An 18,559-nucleotide genomic window follows, 5' to 3' on the forward strand; every position below is an offset into this window, starting at 1 on the left:
AAGGTTAACAGCTTGAAGGTTAACAGCTTGAAGGTTGAAGGTTAACCGGTTGAACGCGATCGCGTGGCCTTTTGGCCAAGGTTGAAGGTTCTTGATGGTTGAACGCGATCGCGTGGCCTTTTGGCCAAGGTTAACCGGTTGTTAGCTTGTGGCGTTCGGTGTAGGGTGGGTTGAACGCGATCGCGTGGCCTTTTGGCCAAGGTTCTAAGCAGCAACCGGCAACACCGACTAACCTTCAACCGACTAACCTTCAACCGACTAACCTTCAACCGACTAACCTTCAACCGACTAACCTTCAACCTGCAACCGCAATCAACTAATACCTTTGATTGCTACTTGGTCAGTTAAGATAAATCCCAATATCACCCTGTGCTGCTGACCATGAACTCCCCACGTTTCCTGATCCTGCAACTGCTGATGACTACGGTAGTAGCCTGTGCTTCAACCAGCACCTCAACTCAAGCACCTGCTGCACCGATTGTACAAAAGTCCTCGTCTGAGGAATCTCCCCAAATTGCTCAGGCACCTACACAAACAAATGGTTTACCGACAAAAACCCTAATAGATACGAAACCCCTGACACCCCAACCGATTCAAATTACCCTGAATGATTTACCGCAACCCTTTGCTACTACTAGCGCCTCTCGACCTCCAAATGTGGTAGCAGTACCATCTAACCCAAGCCTAAAAGTACCAGCGGGTTTCCAAGTTAACGTATTTGCTGATGGGTTAGACCGTCCCCGCTGGCTAGCACTTACTCCCACTGGGGATATCTTGGTCACAGAAACTCGGGCAAATCGTATTCGTTTATTGCGCGATCGCAATGGTGATGGAGTTGCTGATCTCAAAAAAACCTTTGCTAGTGCTAGTAATGGGTTAAATATTCCCTTTGGCATGGCGTTTGCTGATCAATACTTCTTCTTGGGCAACACTAATGCTGTACTCCGGTTTCCCTACACTAAAGGTCAAGAGCAACTCGCTGGCAAAGGTCAAAAAATTGCTGACCTCCCTGGCGGTGGCTACAACCAGCATTGGACACGCAATGTAGTAGTATCTCCCAACCTCAACAAAATCTACGTCTCTATTGGTTCACGGTCTAATGTCGATAGGGAACCCCTACCCCGAGCATCGGTACAGGTGATGAACCTGGACGGCTCAAACCAACAGACCTTTGCCTATGGCTTACGTAATCCTGTCGGTCTCGACTTTCACCCAATTACTGGTGAACTTTACACTACCGTCAATGAACGAGATCTGATCGGAGATGACCTAGTTCCTGATTACTTCACCCGCATTCGCCAAGGGGAATTCTATGGTTGGCCCTATGCCTATTTAGCCCCCCATCTCATCGATCCCCGTCAAACCCGCAATGGTCAAAGCATCAAACCTGAACTGGTTGCCCAAACCCGAACTCCCGATGTCTTGTTCCAAGCGCACTCAGCAGCACTAGGATTGCAATTTTATGATGGACAGACCTTTCCAGCAAAGTATCGTAACGGTGCCTTTGTAGCGTTTCGTGGTTCTTGGAATCGTAACCGAGGCACCGGTTACAAGGTTGTCTTTGTTCCCTTCAAAACTGATAGACGACCATTAGGCTACTATGAAGATTTTCTGACCGGTTTTCTGATCGATTCCTCAGGACCAACCACCTGGGGACGTCCAGTTGGGTTGCTGGTACTAAAAGATGGCAGTCTGCTAGTCACAGAAGAAGCCAACAACCGAATTTACCGGATCCAATACCGCAATACTAACCCGTGAAGTACCCTCGACTAACCCCAAGGGTGTAGTCGGAGCTTCCTGTCTAGTTACCTGTTGCCTCAATGCACCCTTACGACAGGGTTAAGACACAGTCTCTGGCTCAAATGAACCTTGATCAGCTATTACAACCAAGATGGATGTCTCTACAAAAGCTGAACCCAGGCAGCAGTTGGCCTGAGCCAGACTGATTTATGATTTACTTTGACCCTTGGTTTTCGGGCGAGCGTGACTTTGCTTAAGTCTAATTCTTTTAAGAATATCTTATTTATTACGACTTGATTACGACAAAAATTTTTTGACTGGAAATTCATCCCCCACTAACCGCACTTAGTGTAGATTAGGGAATGTTTACCGATTTTTGTTAAACCTGGCTTGGTACTAATGACTAATGAGTAATGACTAATTAGAAGTATTTGTAAAGATATTGAGGAAAACTTAATATCAAACAAATAACAATAATGTGCCATGCTAAGGTGTTGTTCGGGAAACCCACCTAATCCCTTTGACGTTTATGCAATCGCCAAATTCCCTACGTCGGACAAAGATTGTTGCCACAATTGGCCCTGCGAGCAATAGCCCAGATGTTCTCAAGGCACTAATTCAAGCTGGTGCCACCACTTTACGACTTAACTTTTCCCATGGCACCCACCAAGACCATCAGCGCAATATTCGCCTGATTCGCCAGACGGCCTTTGAACTCAATCAGCCTGTGGCGATCCTCCAAGACTTGCAAGGACCGAAAATTCGCTTGGGGCGGTTTGAAAACGGTTCCATTGTTGTCAACAATGGCGATCGCTTCACTTTAACCAGCAAATCGATGGTTGGTAAACAAGAAATCAGTTCAGTTACCTACGAACCCCTAGCGGACGAAGTGCCTGCGGGAGCCACCATCCTATTAGACGATGGCAAAGTTGAGATGCGGGTAGATGAGGTAGACCGAGAGCAACGAGCCTTGCACTGTACCGTTACCGTCGGTGGACCCCTCTCAAATAACAAGGGAGTTAACTTCCCTGGTGTCTACCTATCCATCAAAGCTCTAACCGATAAAGACCGACGAGATTTAATGTTTGGTTTGGATCAGGGTGTAGATTGGGTCGCACTGTCCTTTGTTCGTAATCCTCAGGACATATTAGAAATCAAAGAACTGATTAACAGTGCTGGCAAGCAGGTACCCGTCGTTGCGAAAATTGAAAAGCATGAAGCCATTGAGCAAATGGAAGCAATTATCTCCCTGTGCGATGGGGTGATGGTTGCTCGGGGTGACTTAGGGGTAGAACTGCCAGCAGAGGATGTACCAATATTACAAAAGCGACTGATTGCCTCAGCCAATCGACGGGGAATCCCAGTCATCACTGCCACTCAAATGTTGGACAGTATGGTTCACTCACCCCGACCAACTCGTGCAGAAGTTTCTGATGTAGCTAATGCTATCCTTGATGGCACTGATGCAGTCATGCTCTCTAACGAAACAGCTGTTGGTAAATACCCAGTAGAAGCCGTAAAGACCATGGGCAGGGTTGCGGTGCGCATTGAGCAAGAACAGATTATCGGTCATGCTCGTGACACCAGCCGTTCCATTCCCAATGCTATATCCCAGGCAGTTGGTCACATTGCGGAGCAGTTAGATGCAGCAGCCATCATGACTCTGACCAAAACCGGTGCTACAGCCCGGAATGTCTCTAAATTCCGACCCCAGACTCCCATCTTAGCAGTAACACCTCATGTAGATGTGGCTCGACAACTCCAGCTAGTTTGGGGGGTGAGACCTTTGTTAGTCCTGGATTTACCCTCAACTGGTCAGACCTTCCAAGCCGCAATCAGCGTGGCTCAGGAAAAACAGCTCCTAACAGAACGAGATTTGGTCGTGATGACGGCGGGGACAATCCAAGGTGTGGCTGGATCAACAGACTTAATTAAAGTAGAGCTAGTCAAAGCAGTTTTGGGTCAGGGAGTTGGTATTGGTCAGGGATCAGTAAGTGGTGTTGCTCGGGTGACTGACACTGATGGTGATTTACCTAACTTCAACCACGGAGAAATCCTAGTGGCTCCTTCAACCAATGCCAAATTTGTGGAAGTTATTCGCAAGGCAGCAGGAATTATCACTGAGGAAGATAGTATAACTAGCCATGCAGCAGTGATTGGCTTACGCTTGGGTGTGCCAGTAATTGTGGGGGTGAAGAATGCGACCCAATTGATTCGGGATGGGGCAATTTTGACTCTGGACACACAGCGGGGTTTAGTTTATTCTGGTACCCTTGGGGCTAGCCCCACTGACGGGGTGCTAATGACTTGAATAAATTATACCCATCACCTATACCCATCACCATTGTGTATTTTGTCTTGGCTATTGCCTGGTTTTTCTGTGTATGCTAAAGGGTCACTTAACTATCAAATGTGTTGTGGTACTATTCGGCTACTAACTTAACCTGGTAGAGTCAATATTTAGAAATTAGTAATTGGTAAGATTAAGTCCGGTTAATCACTTATAAAATGGTTGATCCTATGCTCATAACTTGTTAATTGTTAATTGTTAATTGTTAATTGTTGATTGACCATTTTCAATTTTAAATTTTCAATTAACTAAAACCCCAGAATGATAAGTAGTCAACCGGACACGATATTACTCATGACCGTCACTGTCCTGCTTTAAGCTTGTAGAGTGATCAAAATTTATCATCAACACATCTTGGTTTTTACATCTTTAGTGCTTCGATTTCAGTGAGTAGGGATTGAGTTTCAAGATGCTTCTGTCTCAGTTTCCCTGCCAAGATACTTTTTTGCTGCTTTAGTTGTTGTTTTTCCATAGTCAGGCATTGATTTTCAGCCCTCTCCAACTCAAGTTGCCTTTCTAAGCATGCTTTATCCCATGCCAATTGTTTGTTTTGTCTTAGGAGTGATTTAACTTCCGTCTTGACTTGGTTTAGCTCCACAATTATTCCTTTGGTTTTCTGTACCATCAACTCCCAGGCTTGATAATCCCAATTTGAAGTTTCTACTCCGCCATCAAGCTCTTCAAGAAAAGCCTGCTTTTCCAGCTCCAGCTGTTCAACCCTCTCTTGCAGTGAGACATTTTTTTTATGCAACCTCCTTAAGGAGTTATTAACTACAATAAACTTATTGATTATCCCGATGATTTGCTGATGACTTTCTTTAAGTTCATAGTCCAGCCACTTGATTTTATCATTAGCAAAATTTAGATCTTGTTCAATGGCTTCATAGTTATTGAAAATAAAAAAAAACCAATAAATTAATAAATTTTGGATTTGATGGCTATCTTTGATAGTCTTGTTTTTGGGTTGATAATCATAAATTGCCAATAAAAACCAGCTGAATAACCAAAAACTGATACTTGAATTCATGAGACCTTCCTTGTCAAGTGATTACATCACTTTTAGCATCAACGTGACCTAGCACGACAACCGTGTAAATACATAATTGAGCTAACTGAGCTAACTCATTCTAAAACTGATCTTACGAGGAATTTCCCCGAAGTCGTGTATTTTGAAAAGCTTTTCTTGATCAAACAAAAATTTTTTACTGCTGCCCTTTTAGTAGGGATTGGTTAGTTAGCCCATCAACTAATATCAAGTCTGGTTGAATACCCATAATTAAGGAGAGCGTGGCTCACAGGGGTAGGTTTTTTACATTTGGGTCAAACATGGGACTTAACCTCATCAGAGAAAAAGGAAAACAACTTAGGTACGCTTTCCGCATCTAATTATTAAATTCGCCACGGGTCGCACTTGAAGAAGCGATGCAGCGCGGTCTTGGGGAGTTTGAAGTTACCGTAGAACAGGGTCGCCTTTATGGGTGCTCGGTTATGCATAAAAGGGTTAAATCTTTTGTAATAAGGCGACCCTGTTCAAGGTTTCATCTGAGCAGCGCCTTCATGGGGGGGTTCCCACGAGGCAAACAGCGGTGCGGACGCAGGTGACCCACACAGACCCATGCGCCATGAGCGACTGCCTTGGTTTCCCCCACTCGCGCTTTGCATCAAGACAATGATGATTTTTAACGACAAATTAGGTATATTTATCCACACCCCACACCCGGTCACCCCACACCCGGTCAGCCTACACCTGACGTCTTTGTAAAAAACCTACCCTTATGAGGGGGAGGGTGGGAGGTGTGGGGAGATGGGAAGATGGGGAGATAGGGGAGATTTTTATTAAGGGTCATTATCCTGACATGATATAGTACCAATTCTTCAAAGTAGGACTACAGATGCTCAGATGGTCAGATAGTCAGATGGTCAGATGGTCAGATAGTCAGATCCAATGAATGTGTAGTCGTGTGAGCACTAAGAATTGGTATATAAGAATTGGTATAACTACTGTATTAAGTATTCATACCGATACTGTCGGCGCGATGGCTGCGATCGCAACTCCGTCAAACCCAAAGGAAGGCTTGACAAATCAGCTTCCCGCTAATCACGGCTTTTTGTAAAGTTTTGTTTGATTAGCTTGACAAAAATACAAAAAACTTTATAATAACCAAGACCGACCATCGTGAATTAACAGGGCTAGCTCAGATGCCAGAAACTCAAATTCCAAGGGACGATGTTGAAATTATGTCCATGAAGCTCTAAAGTTTGGCTGGGTCAAGTCTCGGAAGGCAACGGTCATGTGAGGGGAAAAGGAGCGGTTTTTTGAGGTTTGGTATACAATTCCTAAGGATGTCTCTTGGGTTACCATCAAATCGTTGTGCAAACTAAGCAGTTCTGGGGTCTTGAGCAAATTAATATAGATGACACGGGGGACAAAGGCACCAAAGCCTTTGAGGATTAAGGGAAGTGGGGTCAGGCTCTGAAGCCTTATTACCTACCTACAAGATTAGACCTCTTTCGGATAAGATCAGAAAACCCCTAAAATCAGTAAGTACTGCTTGAGAGGTTCTAGCTAAAAAGGCTGAGGAATATTTATATGAGCGACATTTTCGAGAAAGTTCAGGGAATCGTTTCAGAACAGTTGGACGTTGAGGCGAGCGAGGTTACCCCAGAAGCCAACTTTGCCAACGATCTGGGCGCTGACTCCCTAGACACAGTTGAACTGGTGATGGCGTTAGAAGAAGCTTTCGACATCGAAATCCCTGATGAAGCGGCGGAAAAGATAGCAACTGTTCAAAGCGCTGTGGATTACATTAAGGAAAAAGCAGGAGCAGGAGCAGAAACTCCAGCTTAATCAGCCTGATTTATTACCGCAAGTTCTGCGTTCACGGTCGATAAGCCTAGTTTTAATGGCATGATGACAAACTTTGATAAAAAACGGGTCGTTGTTACAGGTCTCGGTGCAATTACGCCCATAGGCAACACGGTGGCTGAGTACTGGGAAGGGTTATTAAACGGACGCAATGGTATTGGTTTAATTTCCTTATTTGATGCCTCCAAGCACGCTTGTCGTATTGCTGGCGAGGTAAAGGGCTTTGATCCCCATGACTACATGAAGGGTAAGCAAGCAAAGCGTATGGACCGCTTTGCTCAATTGGCGGTTTCTGCCAGTAAGCAAGCATTAGCTGATGCCCAGTTTGAGATCAATGACCTGAACGCAGAACAGGTCGGTGTAATGATTGGCACTGGTATCGGTGGTCTCAAGGTACTGGAAGACCAGGAAACAGTTCTTCTTAGACGTGGACCTGACCGCTGTAGTCCGTTTATGATCCCGATGATGATTGCTAACATGGCAGCCGGTCTGACAGCAATTCATACCGGAGCCAAGGGACCCAATAGTTGCCCAGTTACTGCCTGTGCAGCCGGGTCTAATGCCGTAGGTGATGCGTTTCGCTTAATCCAGCGAGGCTATGCTCAAGCTATGATTTGTGGCGGTACTGAAGCGGCAGTGACCCCCCTAGCAATGGCGGGTTTTGCATCAGCAAGAGCTTTATCTACTCGTAACGATACCCCTGAGTCGGCTTGCTGTCCTTTTGATATCGCTCGCGATGGTTTCGTGATGGGAGAAGGTTCTGGGATTCTGATCCTAGAGGAACTGGAACACGCCCTCAGCCGTGGGGCAAAAATTTATGCCGAAATCGTCGGCTATGCCATGACCTGTGATGCCCATCACATCACATCCCCTGTACCAGATGGAGAAGGAGCAGCCAGGGCTATAGCACTGACGATGAAGGATGCTGGGTTGACGGCCGAACAGGTTAGCTACATCAATGCCCACGGGACTAGTACAGTTGCCAATGATAAAACTGAAACAGCAGCGATTAAAAAAGCTTTAGGAGACCATGCCTATAAAGTAGCAATTAGCTCCACCAAATCCATGACAGGTCATTTGTTGGGAGGGTCTGGTGGCATTGAAGCAGTGGCTTCAGTGATGGCAATTGCCCATGACCAGATTCCACCAACGATAAATTTGAACAACCCAGACCCTGAATGCGATTTGGATTACGTACCCAATTATAGTCGCCAGCAGATGGTAGAAGTAGTGCTATCCAATTCCTTTGGGTTCGGCGGTCATAATGTAACCCTAGCCTTCAAAAAATACCGGTAAAGTGGGAATAAAGTTTGAACGGTTAACGGCTTACTCCGTAGGAGAACCAAAAGGGTAGCCTTGAGCTTAGGGTGGGCATTGGGTGAAGGTAGCTCAAGGAAAAAACTACTAGTTACAACTACTAGTTAATCATAGTTACTGAGTAACCCATATTCCCAGGCTTTATGGATTGTTTTCATCCTTGATGCTTGCTCCTACCCTACCAGGGACGCTATCCGGCGAACATCCTTCATTCTGAGGCAATCCCTATCTCTTGCTGATTGATCCCGGTAATGGGATTATGAGAAAGTACCTTTGGGTCAACCGAGAGCCACCCTTGTTTGAACTCAGACAAATTCTTGTTAGACCATAGTACACACATATCCATTAAACAGAAATTATGGCCGTTGCAACCCAGTCTCTCGAAGAACTTTGCATCAATTCCATCCGCTTCTTGGCGATTGATGCTGTAGAAAAGGCCAAGTCTGGTCATCCTGGGCTGCCCATGGGGGCGGCTCCTATGGCATTCGTGCTTTGGGACCGTTTTATGCGGTATAACCCCAAAAATCCCAATTGGTTCAACCGCGATCGCTTCGTCTTGTCGGCTGGTCATGGCTGTATGTTGCAATACGCCTTACTTTACCTAACTGGCTATGATGGTGTAACCATAGACGACCTTCAGCAGTTCCGCCAGTGGGAATCGGTCACACCTGGACACCCAGAAAACTTTGAAACCAATGGGGTTGAAGTCACTACTGGTCCATTGGGACAGGGAATTGCCAATGGTGTGGGTTTGGCAATGGCAGAAGCACACTTAGCTGCTAGGTTCAACAAACCTGATGCTACGATTGTCGATCATTACACCTACGTCATCCTTGGTGATGGTTGCAACATGGAAGGGGTGTCTGGTGAAGCCTGTTCTTTAGCGGGTCACCTAGGACTTGGTAAACTCATCGCCCTCTACGATGACAACCATATTTCCATCGACGGCTCTACTGACTTAGCCTTTACTGAAGATGTGGGTAAGCGCTTTGAAGCGTATGGCTGGCACGTCCAACATGTAGAAAGTGGTAACACTAACCTCGAAGCTATCAATGATGCCATAGCAGCAGCCAAAGCCGTAACAGATAAGCCATCTTTTATTAAGGTAACCACCACCATTGGCTATGGTTCTCCTAACAAAGCCAATTCACATGCTGTCCATGGTGCAGCTTTAGGTGGGGATGAAGTGGAGGCCACTCGCCAACACCTGGGATGGGAATATGAACCCTTTGTAGTTCCAGATGATGCTCTCAACCATTTCCGGAAAGCTGTGGAACGCGGTACGGAAGCTGAAGCTGCCTGGAATCAAACCCTAGCTGATTACAAAGCCAAGTATCCTGAACAATCAGCAGAATTTGAGCAAATTACCAGTGGCAAACTCCCGGAAGGATGGGAAAAAGCCCTGCCGACCTACACGCCGGAAGACAAGGGAGTAGCAACCCGTAAACATTCTCAAGCCACTCTCAATGCACTTGCTCCCGTACTGCCTCAATTGATTGGTGGTTCCGCTGACCTCGCTCCCTCCAATCTCACTTTATTGACGATATCTGGGGATTTCCAGAAAGGGCAATATGAAAACCGGAACCTGCGCTTTGGTGTCCGGGAACATGGCATGGGCGCGATTTGCAATGGCATTGCCCTTCACAACTCTGGCTTGATTCCTTATGGAGCAACTTTCCTCATTTTCACTGACTATATGCGGGCAGCAATTCGCCTGTCGGCTCTATCACAAGCTGGGGTAATTTGGGTAATGACCCACGACTCGGTAGCCTTAGGTGAAGATGGTCCGACACACCAACCTGTCGAAACCATTGCGTCCCTAAGGGCTATACCAAATCTGGTAGTCCTTCGACCTGCTGATGGCAACGAAACCTCTGGGGCTTATAAGGTAGCTATTGAGCGTCGTGATGCTCCAACTCTCATCGCCTTTACCCGACAAGGTCTACCTAACCTAGCTGGTAGTTCCATTGAACGGGCGACCAAAGGAGCTTACGTCCTCTCTGACAGCGATGGCACTCCTGACATTATCCTGATAGGGACTGGTAGCGAAGTGTCACTGTGTGTCCAAGGGGCTGAGCAGTTGCGAGAGGAAGGTAAGAAAGTGCGTGTTGTTTCGATGCCAAGCTGGGAACTTTTTGAAGCCCAGGATGAAGCCTATCGGGAATCCGTATTGCCCAAAGCAGTTACCAAGCGCCTCGCGGTCGAAGCTGGTGTCAGCTTTGGTTGGTGCCGTTACTTGGGTACCGAGGGTGATATGATCAGTATTGATCGCTTTGGTGTTTCTGCTCCCGGTGGCGTCGCTATGGCGAAGTTTGGTTACACGGTTGAGAATGTAGTCGCTAAAGCCAAAGCCTTGTTGGGATAATCAGCCCAAATAACCCCTGATTCTACCTAACTCAGCTAGGGGCAACATTTCCCTGGTCATGGGAAGGCAAGACTAATGCTTGTTCTAGTGCCAGAGGGAAAAAGGGAGAGGAGAAACTCTCCCTTACCTCGACCACCACTTGGTTTGTGTAGCCCAAGACTAAATGCCCCCTTAGGCCATTAGCCAAAAGGGGGAAAGCCTGACTTGACCCTTTCTTTTGGTAACGTCAGTCCTGATGACGGCAACCTTGTATATTGGAGTATCGCTAAGATATACTTGGATATACTTGATCATGAGCCAGTAGACCATGACCTGTCAAAATCTCATAGCCAAACAGATAAACACAGACAGTGGTCAGAACTATTTGCGTCTATCTGTTTTTGGGGAAACTCAAAATCTATTTAGACAATCTGGTACTAATTGCGCCAGGTTCCAAGACTCTTCCTACCCAAGCAGATGAATAGGCCATGGGTTATGCTGGAGGAGATTCACTTTGAGACCTTTGAGACCATCCCTTAACCTGGTTGACCTCGGATGCTGACTCAGTTGGCACACGAGTAGCCAAGGCGTTTTTAATGGGATTAGCAAAGTACCTTGGAGAACGTTGAACACGCTGGGCTAGTGTTAACAGCACATAGATGGTGATTAAGTAGCCAGTAGCTAGCAGGGGGATCATTAACGACATATCAATGTATAACATAAGAGTGAACAAGAGACAGATAGATGCAACGTTCTATAGAAATCTGCGGCAAAGCCATCCTAAAACCCTATGGTTCTAGGATATGGTTGCGGATAAAAGGTATGGGATACAGGTGTTTACTGCAGTTGACCGTAACCACCATCGCCTAGCTAACTCCTGATCTTAAGGTGAGAATCATCTCAACTCAGGCTCCCGATTAGGCAACTTTTGGTGGTTATGTCTGGTTTACAAGTTTACTCAGTAGAGATACTGAGAGATATCAGTAGAGATACTGAGAGATAGATGGGATGGAGAGGCTTATCTTGCCTAAGCCAACTTCTGTGCTATGGTGGGATCACCGAATTTAACTCTCCCCTTACCACGTTTGGAATTCAGTATGTTAAATCTTTGAAACCCTCAATTCTCAGGATAGCACAAAAATCCTGGGTAGCCATACCGAGATCGCTACAGACTTAACAAGTCTATACAATTCCTCAGATTTCCTTCCAGTTCTGCCATAAACTCAACAAAATTTTCCTATCGGGGACGGTTAGCTTAGAATTAAGAAAGAAATATGTAAACTTTCGTAACTAACTTCTGAGTCGGCTGATCACATGACCTCAGTGACCTCCCTTTTTGCTTCCGTAGAAGCAGATCTGTATCTATTGAGTGAAAACTTAAAAAACCTGATTGGTGCCAGTCACCCAATCTTATACGCTGCAGCTGAACACTTATTCGGAGCTGGGGGAAAGCGGTTACGACCAGCCATTGTATTGTTGGTCTCACGGGCAACCATAACCAACTCCAAGATTACCCCACGTCATCGCCGTCTAGCAGAAATTACTGAGATGATTCACACCGCTTCTCTGGTGCATGATGACGTCATAGACGAGTCAGAGGTACGCCGCACGGTGCCAACTGTTAATAGCTTGTTCAATAACAGAATCGCTGTGCTCGCTGGTGACTTTCTGTTTGGTCAATCCGCTTGGTATCTAGCTAATCTGGATAACTTAGAGGTAGTTAAGCTGCTCTCTGAAGTTATTAAAGATATGGCAGAGGGGGAAATCCAACAAGGACTGAGCCGATTTGACACCACAACAACTATAGAAGGCTACTTGGCAAAAACTTATAACAAGACAGCTTCACTGATGGCTAATAGTGCTAAAGCAGCGGGATGCCTAAGTGGTGTTTCAGATCAGATAGCCGAAAATTTATATCACTACGGACATAATTTGGGGTTGGCGTTTCAGATTGTAGATGATATCCTAGACTTTACAGCCTCCACAGATGTGTTAGGTAAACCCGCAGGGTCAGATTTAGTAAGTGGAAACCTCACAGCACCAGTTTTATTTGCCCTCGAAGAAAAACCCTACCTAGAGGTGCTGATAGAGCGAGAGTTTGCCCAGCCGGAGGATAAAGAACAAGCCTTGGCACTGGTCAGGGATAGTAAAGGAATTAAGCGATCGCGGGAAATGGCTGCTAAATATGCTCAGGCAGCAGTTAAAAATATATCAGTGTTGAAACCCTCAGAATCCAAACAAGCTCTGATTGACCTCAGCGACTATGTCTTGAGTCGCTTATACTAGAACCTTGGGGATTGCAATCTAAGCATGACTTGGCATGGGTAATGGGTAATGGGTAATGGGTAATGGGTAATAGCTCAGCAGTAATTACAATTACCAATTATCTTTTTCCCGATTACCGAAGCTTTACAGAAGCTTTACCAAAAGATTTGGGTAATCGCGCCCCATTAGACGAAACCTTAGAGAGGGTCGCCTTTAAGATGGGTCGGTCTCGCGCAAAAAGGTTAAAACTTGATAATTAAGGCGACCCTCTCTTACGGTAACTTTAAATCCTTCGTTCGACGGCTTTTTTGGCGGTTCTGTACTTTGTGTGCTAGTATTAATATATAAACATACACCCATGAATTGAGGATAGATATTATCTAAAAAATAAATAGACAACGTAAAAAATATGTAAAAGATACATATTGCGTAATTTGGTCTAACGACTTTAACGTCTATGAAAAATTTAGATATAAAAAAGTATCTATCTCTAAAAAAAAAGTACGGTGGGGCACACCGAAACCTAGATCTTAGATCAAAACGCTTATGAAGAATCGGCCTCTACTCTTTCTGGTTCCGACCTGGCTGAGCAAGTCGGCTCGTTGAAGTAAGAATCCCCGTTCTTACAGGACGGGGAGTGTCAATATAGTGATGCTTTATAGGTAAGCAGTTTTAATGATAAACTTGAAGCAAACCTAATTTATGCAATTAGCAATATAGTCCGCGATCGCACTGATGTTCCTGGGATTGAACTACCACTGGCTCTAGCTTTTTGTTAATCCCATCTACCTGTCTAGGGTTTGCGCTCGCGTAGCGTGCCCTTTGGCCACGCTACGCGAACCCATGATGATGGATTGATAGTCAACTTAAGCTTGAGTTGATAACTCGGCTCCATTACTGGATGCAAGATTGGCTTGTTTCACCTCATCTATCGCTTTCCGTCGTGCTTCGATAATTTGACCGATTTCACGGGCGAGACTTGGTGTGCTTTCTATCATCTGATTAACCAGATCTGAATAAAGCGCAATAGTTTGCAAATCTTCCACAACCTTAACGGATACTGAGCTTGGTTTACCGCTAAACAGTGCCATTTCGCCAAAAAAATCACCACTGGACAGAGTCATCACCTCCTGTTGTTCACCATAACTATCTTTGAGGTTGAGTACAGCTTTCCCAGCAATAATAATGTACAGAGCATGACCAGGATCCCCTTCACGAATCACGGTTTCTCCCACACCGAAATGTTGTAGAACTGCTCCTTTCGAGAAATTCTCCAAGTTCTTTTGCTGTTTAGCTACAGGAACAAAGACAGGCATTGACTTCAGGCTCTCAGTAAACTTTGTCAAAGTGCTATCTGCCTGATTAGGTTCACTATCGAGTTTACGGAGTCTATAGATCGGAATGGTAGGTCCAAGATTGTTCCGCTGGGCTGCATACCAGATACGGGTCATCAACTGTTCACGGATTCTGGGCGCATCCTTATAGTCTTCGATAGAAAACTTGACCTCATAGTTACCCCGATAGTCGTTATATTCCATGGTGCGGATCTCTGGGGAAGGATCACTCAATATCCCTTCTGTGGCCAGTGCCGTTTCTTTTAGTACTTGCTTAATCAAGTTGGGTGGATCATCACTGTCAAAGTCAATCCTAAAGGTTTCTACATGAAGCCGTTTCGGTTTGCTGTAATTGAGGACTATTTCTCCCCCAAGTACCTGATGGGGAATAATAATCATGTCACCGTCCCGGGTTACCAGGTGAACAGCTCGCCAATTCATATCAATGACCTGACCAACTTTGTCTCCAATCTGCAACCAATCACCGACTTCAAAGGGACGAGCAAACAGTAGGGCAACGCCAGAAAAGACGCTGCCCAGAGAGTCCTGAAGGGCCAAGCCGATAACAATAGAACCCACACCCAAGGCAGTAGCAAGACCAGCGAGGTCGGCTCCCCACACTCTCGATAGCATAATGGCACTACCAAGGGCTACCAAAAAAAATCTTGACAAATCTAGGAGTAGTTTTGGGATCCGTCCTCGCCATGTATTTTCCCCAGCGGCTTCAAACAAAACCGAATTGATTAGAGACAGAGAGACGTCTATAACAAATATCCAGAGCAGGGTCTCGACAAGCTTGACAATATTGTTGTCCAGGTCTAACTCAACTACATTCTGGATAAATAGCAGGAATACTAAGACAGGTAAGACACGGTTACGAACTAGGCGGAGCGTAGCTGCTATAGGCTGACCGCGTCTTTGTAGACGATGAGTAATTTCTGTGAGAATAATTACCAGGAGCGGGAACCCTATCCCTAAGGCTATTGCCCAGATAAACCAATCGTTTTGCCATATTACTTTGCTCATCAAAACAATCTCCTTGTCCCCTTATTTTTCTATCCCTTGAACAAGAGTGTAAACCCTCTGAACAAGTTTTCATCCCCCACGGAATAATGCTCGCGCGGGGGTTCTTAATTTAGGGTATTATGGTAATCTGGAAATAATGTAATCAAGTATAGTTTGGTCAATTACCAATTCCCCATTACCAATTCCCCATGACCCTTGGGTCTTTAATAAGAATTGGGCAAAATTGGGCAAAGCCGATGTCTACACTGTTGAACCTACTAATTCCTGTGCAGTTTTTAACAACCAAGCTTTCTGCTGATTTTTACCATTAGGTGTGATGCCATCAGCCTGCTCAAAGTCGTAAATATCATGGAGACTGTTGTAGACATTTTGAGACACTAATATAGCTCCCCGTGGGCATTCAAACATCAGCTTATTGGCAACATTTACTGTATCGCCCCAAACGTCGTAGACAACTTTTTCTCGACCGACAATGCCAGCAACAATATCTCCGGAATGGATACCGATTTCAAGGTCTAGATCAAGTCCTCGTTCATGACTGAATCGGTGGGTCAATGCCAGCATTTCCAAACCAAAATCTACCGTCCGTTTTTGATGGTCTAGATGTAAGATTGATAATCCACAGACCGCCATATAGTTGTCACCAATGGTTTTAATTTTCTCTATTCCGTATTTGGCCGTGGCTTGATCGAACAGACTTACTAGATCATTAAGCATAGCAATGACTTCATGGGTATCCATGGACCTAGAAAGCTGGCCGAATCCAGCAATGTCGGAGAACAAAACCGTAACATTGGAAACACTCTCAGCAATGTTTGTCTCTCCCCGTTTGAGACGTTTGGCTACGGAGTCGGGAAATACACTTGTGAGTAACTTTTCATTTTCGCGATTTTTCTGCTCGACCAGTTGAGTTTGAGTGCGTAAGCTGCCAACCATTTGATTAAATGACTCAGCTAACTCCCCAAATTCGTCTTCCGAGTCTAGATTCACAACCGCATCAACTTGTCCATCCCTCACTTTTCGGGCGCTAGCAATTAAAGTTCTAACTGGTTGGACAAACACATGGGCAAGCCCCATAGCAAGTAGGGTGATCAGGAGTATGATCAAGGCAGCTGAAACCAAAACTCTCTTTTGAAAGGCGTAAACTGGGGCATAAGCTTCGGCAAGATCCATCTCGGAGAGGATAACCCACTCCAATCCATCGATGTTTAAGGGAGCGTAGGAACTCAAAACTTCAATACCCCGATAATCATTGATAATCTGGGTGCCTTCTTGCCCAGCTAACGCTGCTTTTACAGCTTCTGTCTTGACTGGCTGTTGAAGAATTGATGTACCGAACTTCTCGATTCGTTTAAGGATCTGTTCCTTTATACCCTGTTCTCGCAAGGCTTTACTATAACCTGTCGGGTCTTGAATCAGGAAACGGGAAACTGATCGCATCAGATAATCTTCTCCGACTAGATAGATCTCTCCTGTATCCCCAAGACCATTACTCTTCCATTTACGGTAACCTGTCATGACATTGTTAATCTGATTAACCGGAAGCTGGAATGCCAAAACACCTATAAATTGGGAGCCGTCATAGATGGGAGCAGCAATAAATGCTACTGGGGCTCCAAAAGAAGGACGGTAGGAATCAAAATCAAAGATCTCCACATAATCCTTTCCCTTGGCTTTTCGGAGGTCGGCTAAGGCGAAAGCCAAGTTACTATCACTGTATGGTCCAGTGGTGAGACTGGTGGCAAAGTCAGTTTCTTTAAAAACTGAGTAGACAATCTCACCGGTTTGAGGATCGATCAGCAACATATCCTGGTAGCCAAACTTTTCAACAATGTTGCGAAAAATCCGGTGGTAGCGGGCGTGAATACTACTGTACTCACTTTTGTCTTCTGGATCATCAAGGAGATGTTTCTCCCCAGCTGGGTTGGGGTTAGTAGCTATGTAATAGTACTGGAGGTAACGAGCCGCAGAGGTTTGTGGTAAGTAGGATTCTAATACAGGCTTGCCGTCGCTAGTTTCCGCTAGTTTGGTCAGAAATTCTTGACGGTAGTATTCCTTGAGGGTGTCCTCTAAATCAGTTGGTGTATCAGTTGGTGTCCTAGATTCTTGTAGTTGGTTGTAGGCTGTCTTAAATTCCTGCATCGCCTCGACCACCATTAAGTTTTCACTCAGGGTCTGGGTCTGATGGCGAATATCTTCAAAGTATGATTCTATTTGATCTGCTTTGGAAGCTCGTAGACTGGTTAACTGGTTTGATACTGTTTTGCTCAGATGAGACTTACCACTCCGATAACCGATATAAGCAGTCACGAACAGCGAGCAAGTGCTCAGAGCCAGCAACATAAATATAAGTTTTGACCTGATACTCAAATTGTTGAGAAATCCCATGAACAGCCTCCCTGATCCCGAATTGTGAATGATGATACCTGTTACCTGGTGTGATCCTCAATTGCCTCACTCCACACCTGAGAGGCTATGGAATCTGATCTACTTTCTTCCTGCTCAGGAGTAGGTAAAGAGTTCGATAACAAAACTCTTAGAATGTACGCAGTTGGAATCTTGGCTAGATATTAAGCTATGAAGGGGCATTGACTATGGGGGGTTACACCCCCCAAAATTATTACAATTGACCATAACTTGAACAGGACTTACGCAAAAGGTGCGACCCGTGGCGAATTTAATAATTAGATGCGGAAAGCGCACCTCACTGGCTGCTAAACGCGCTAATGATGTAGGGTGCGTTAATAAGGCCCCCTACAGGGATGGAATGCTTTAGTTCATTTGTACGGGGGAACTTCAGTAAAAAAAAAAGTTCGTGGCAAGCACCAGCAAAATCTAAGTCAACTAAGTATTTTTACTCGGATTATCTTAGAGAATTTGCGATCGCACTCTATAGTTCTTTTGTGCTACAAAATGAAGTGCGGACAGTGGGCTCGCCCGGACTAAGCAAACCATTAACAACCAATTGGGTAAGCCGACGGCTACCCCGACTCGGCGCTTGGTATTTCAGTGCTTTCAGTCGATTCATTTAGTTATCCTGGGCGGAGTCGAGCAAATTGTCAACTTAACTCACGAGCATCACAGGATTCTTCGCTTTCTTGGTGCTCCCTGCCAAAAATATTATCTACTGGTCTGACAAACCTGCGGAATGTGGGAAATAATATTTCTGATCAGGCAATAACCACAGGGTAAACGCAAGAATCAATAAGGCGGCATTATTCTCAACAATATTGATCTAAAAATGCAATAGTGCTGAGCAATCTTGGCTTAATATGGTCATCATCCTTGCCCTATATCACATTTTTGCTCAATTTTTC

Annotated in this window: 14 protein-coding genes and 1 pseudogene; 8 read left to right on the forward strand and 7 right to left on the reverse strand. The window is 45.2% G+C overall.

Translation table 11 applies throughout. From position 1 onward, the window contains the following. Positions 1 to 41 precede the first annotated feature (41 nt). Positions 42 to 299: a hypothetical protein gene (locus tag F6J90_RS25775; protein ID WP_293099967.1), complete on the reverse strand. Its 258-nt coding sequence runs from the start codon at positions 297 to 299 to the stop codon at positions 42 to 44. An 82-nt stretch (positions 300 to 381) separates the two neighbouring features. Here F6J90_RS25775 and F6J90_RS25780 point away from each other — a divergent pair, with 82 nt between their 5' ends. Together F6J90_RS25780 and pyk are read left to right on the forward strand one after the other, a co-directional pair. Beyond that, positions 382 to 1,758: a sorbosone dehydrogenase family protein gene (locus F6J90_RS25780; protein ID WP_293099970.1), complete on the forward strand. Its 1,377-nt coding sequence runs from the start codon at positions 382 to 384 to the stop codon at positions 1,756 to 1,758. Positions 1,759 to 2,269: 511 nt separating this feature from the next. Further along, positions 2,270 to 4,051 carry a pyruvate kinase gene (gene pyk / locus F6J90_RS25785; RefSeq protein ID WP_293099973.1) on the forward strand — a complete coding sequence of 594 codons (1,782 nt, stop codon included), beginning with the start codon at positions 2,270 to 2,272 and terminating at the stop codon, positions 4,049 to 4,051. Between the two features lie 400 nt (positions 4,052 to 4,451). On the opposite strand, the gene F6J90_RS25790 is transcribed toward pyk, so the two are convergent. Together F6J90_RS25790 and F6J90_RS25795 are read right to left on the reverse strand one after the other, a co-directional pair. Next, positions 4,452 to 5,117: a hypothetical protein gene (locus F6J90_RS25790; RefSeq protein ID WP_293099976.1), complete on the reverse strand. Its 666-nt coding sequence runs from the start codon at positions 5,115 to 5,117 to the stop codon at positions 4,452 to 4,454. Positions 5,118 to 6,326: 1,209 nt separating this feature from the next. Further along, positions 6,327 to 6,575, reverse strand: a complete 249-nt coding sequence (locus F6J90_RS25795) for a 2'-5' RNA ligase family protein (protein WP_366513888.1) — start codon at positions 6,573 to 6,575, stop codon at positions 6,327 to 6,329. A 105-nt stretch (positions 6,576 to 6,680) separates the two neighbouring features. Between F6J90_RS25795 and acpP the strand changes: the two genes are divergently transcribed. The 3 genes from acpP to tkt all read left to right on the forward strand — a co-directional run bounded on the left by acpP (position 6,681) and on the right by tkt (position 10,638). Continuing rightward, a complete protein-coding gene (gene acpP, locus F6J90_RS25800) occupies positions 6,681 to 6,938 on the forward strand; it encodes an acyl carrier protein (RefSeq protein WP_293099979.1) in 258 nt (85 codons plus the stop codon). Positions 6,939 to 7,001: 63 nt separating this feature from the next. Then, the gene (gene fabF / locus F6J90_RS25805) at positions 7,002 to 8,252 is read left to right on the forward strand and encodes a beta-ketoacyl-ACP synthase II (protein WP_293100774.1); all 1,251 of its coding nucleotides are present in this window, start codon (positions 7,002 to 7,004) and stop codon (positions 8,250 to 8,252) included. A 379-nt stretch (positions 8,253 to 8,631) separates the two neighbouring features. Further along, a complete protein-coding gene (gene tkt, locus F6J90_RS25810; RefSeq protein WP_293099982.1) occupies positions 8,632 to 10,638 on the forward strand; it encodes a transketolase in 2,007 nt (668 codons plus the stop codon). Positions 10,639 to 10,669: 31 nt separating this feature from the next. On the opposite strand, the gene F6J90_RS25815 is transcribed toward tkt, so the two are convergent. Together F6J90_RS25815 and F6J90_RS25820 are read right to left on the reverse strand one after the other, a co-directional pair. After that, positions 10,670 to 10,795 (reverse strand): hypothetical protein, encoded by a 126-nt coding sequence (locus tag F6J90_RS25815; RefSeq protein WP_293099985.1) that lies wholly within the window; start codon positions 10,793 to 10,795, stop codon positions 10,670 to 10,672. Between the two features lie 315 nt (positions 10,796 to 11,110). Continuing rightward, a complete protein-coding gene (locus tag F6J90_RS25820) occupies positions 11,111 to 11,314 on the reverse strand; it encodes a hypothetical protein (protein WP_293099988.1) in 204 nt (67 codons plus the stop codon). 617 nt (positions 11,315 to 11,931) lie between these two features. Between F6J90_RS25820 and sds the strand changes: the two genes are divergently transcribed. Both sds and F6J90_RS25830 read left to right on the forward strand, forming a co-directional pair. Continuing rightward, entirely contained in the window at positions 11,932 to 12,903 is a 972-nt protein-coding gene (gene sds / locus F6J90_RS25825; protein ID WP_293099991.1) for a solanesyl diphosphate synthase, read from the forward strand. Between the two features lie 62 nt (positions 12,904 to 12,965). Further along, complete coding sequence (locus F6J90_RS25830) at positions 12,966 to 13,142, forward strand: hypothetical protein (protein ID WP_293099994.1); 177 nt, start codon at positions 12,966 to 12,968, stop codon at positions 13,140 to 13,142. A gap of 606 nt (positions 13,143 to 13,748) precedes the next feature. Here F6J90_RS25830 and F6J90_RS25835 read toward each other — a convergent pair. Next, positions 13,749 to 15,242 (reverse strand): mechanosensitive ion channel family protein, encoded by a 1,494-nt coding sequence (locus F6J90_RS25835; protein WP_293099997.1) that lies wholly within the window; start codon positions 15,240 to 15,242, stop codon positions 13,749 to 13,751. A gap of 240 nt (positions 15,243 to 15,482) precedes the next feature. After that, positions 15,483 to 17,630 (reverse strand): adenylate/guanylate cyclase domain-containing protein, encoded by a 2,148-nt coding sequence (locus tag F6J90_RS25840; RefSeq protein WP_293100000.1) that lies wholly within the window; start codon positions 17,628 to 17,630, stop codon positions 15,483 to 15,485. A gap of 544 nt (positions 17,631 to 18,174) precedes the next feature. On the opposite strand from F6J90_RS25840, the pseudogene F6J90_RS25845 reads away from it, so the two are divergent. Beyond that, a pseudogene (locus tag F6J90_RS25845) lies at positions 18,175 to 18,378 on the forward strand (IS1634 family transposase); the annotation flags it as partial. Positions 18,379 to 18,559: the final 181 nt, after the last annotated feature.

Source organism: Moorena sp. SIOASIH, from assembly GCF_010671925.1.
Taxonomy (GTDB): domain Bacteria; phylum Cyanobacteriota; class Cyanobacteriia; order Cyanobacteriales; family Coleofasciculaceae; genus Moorena.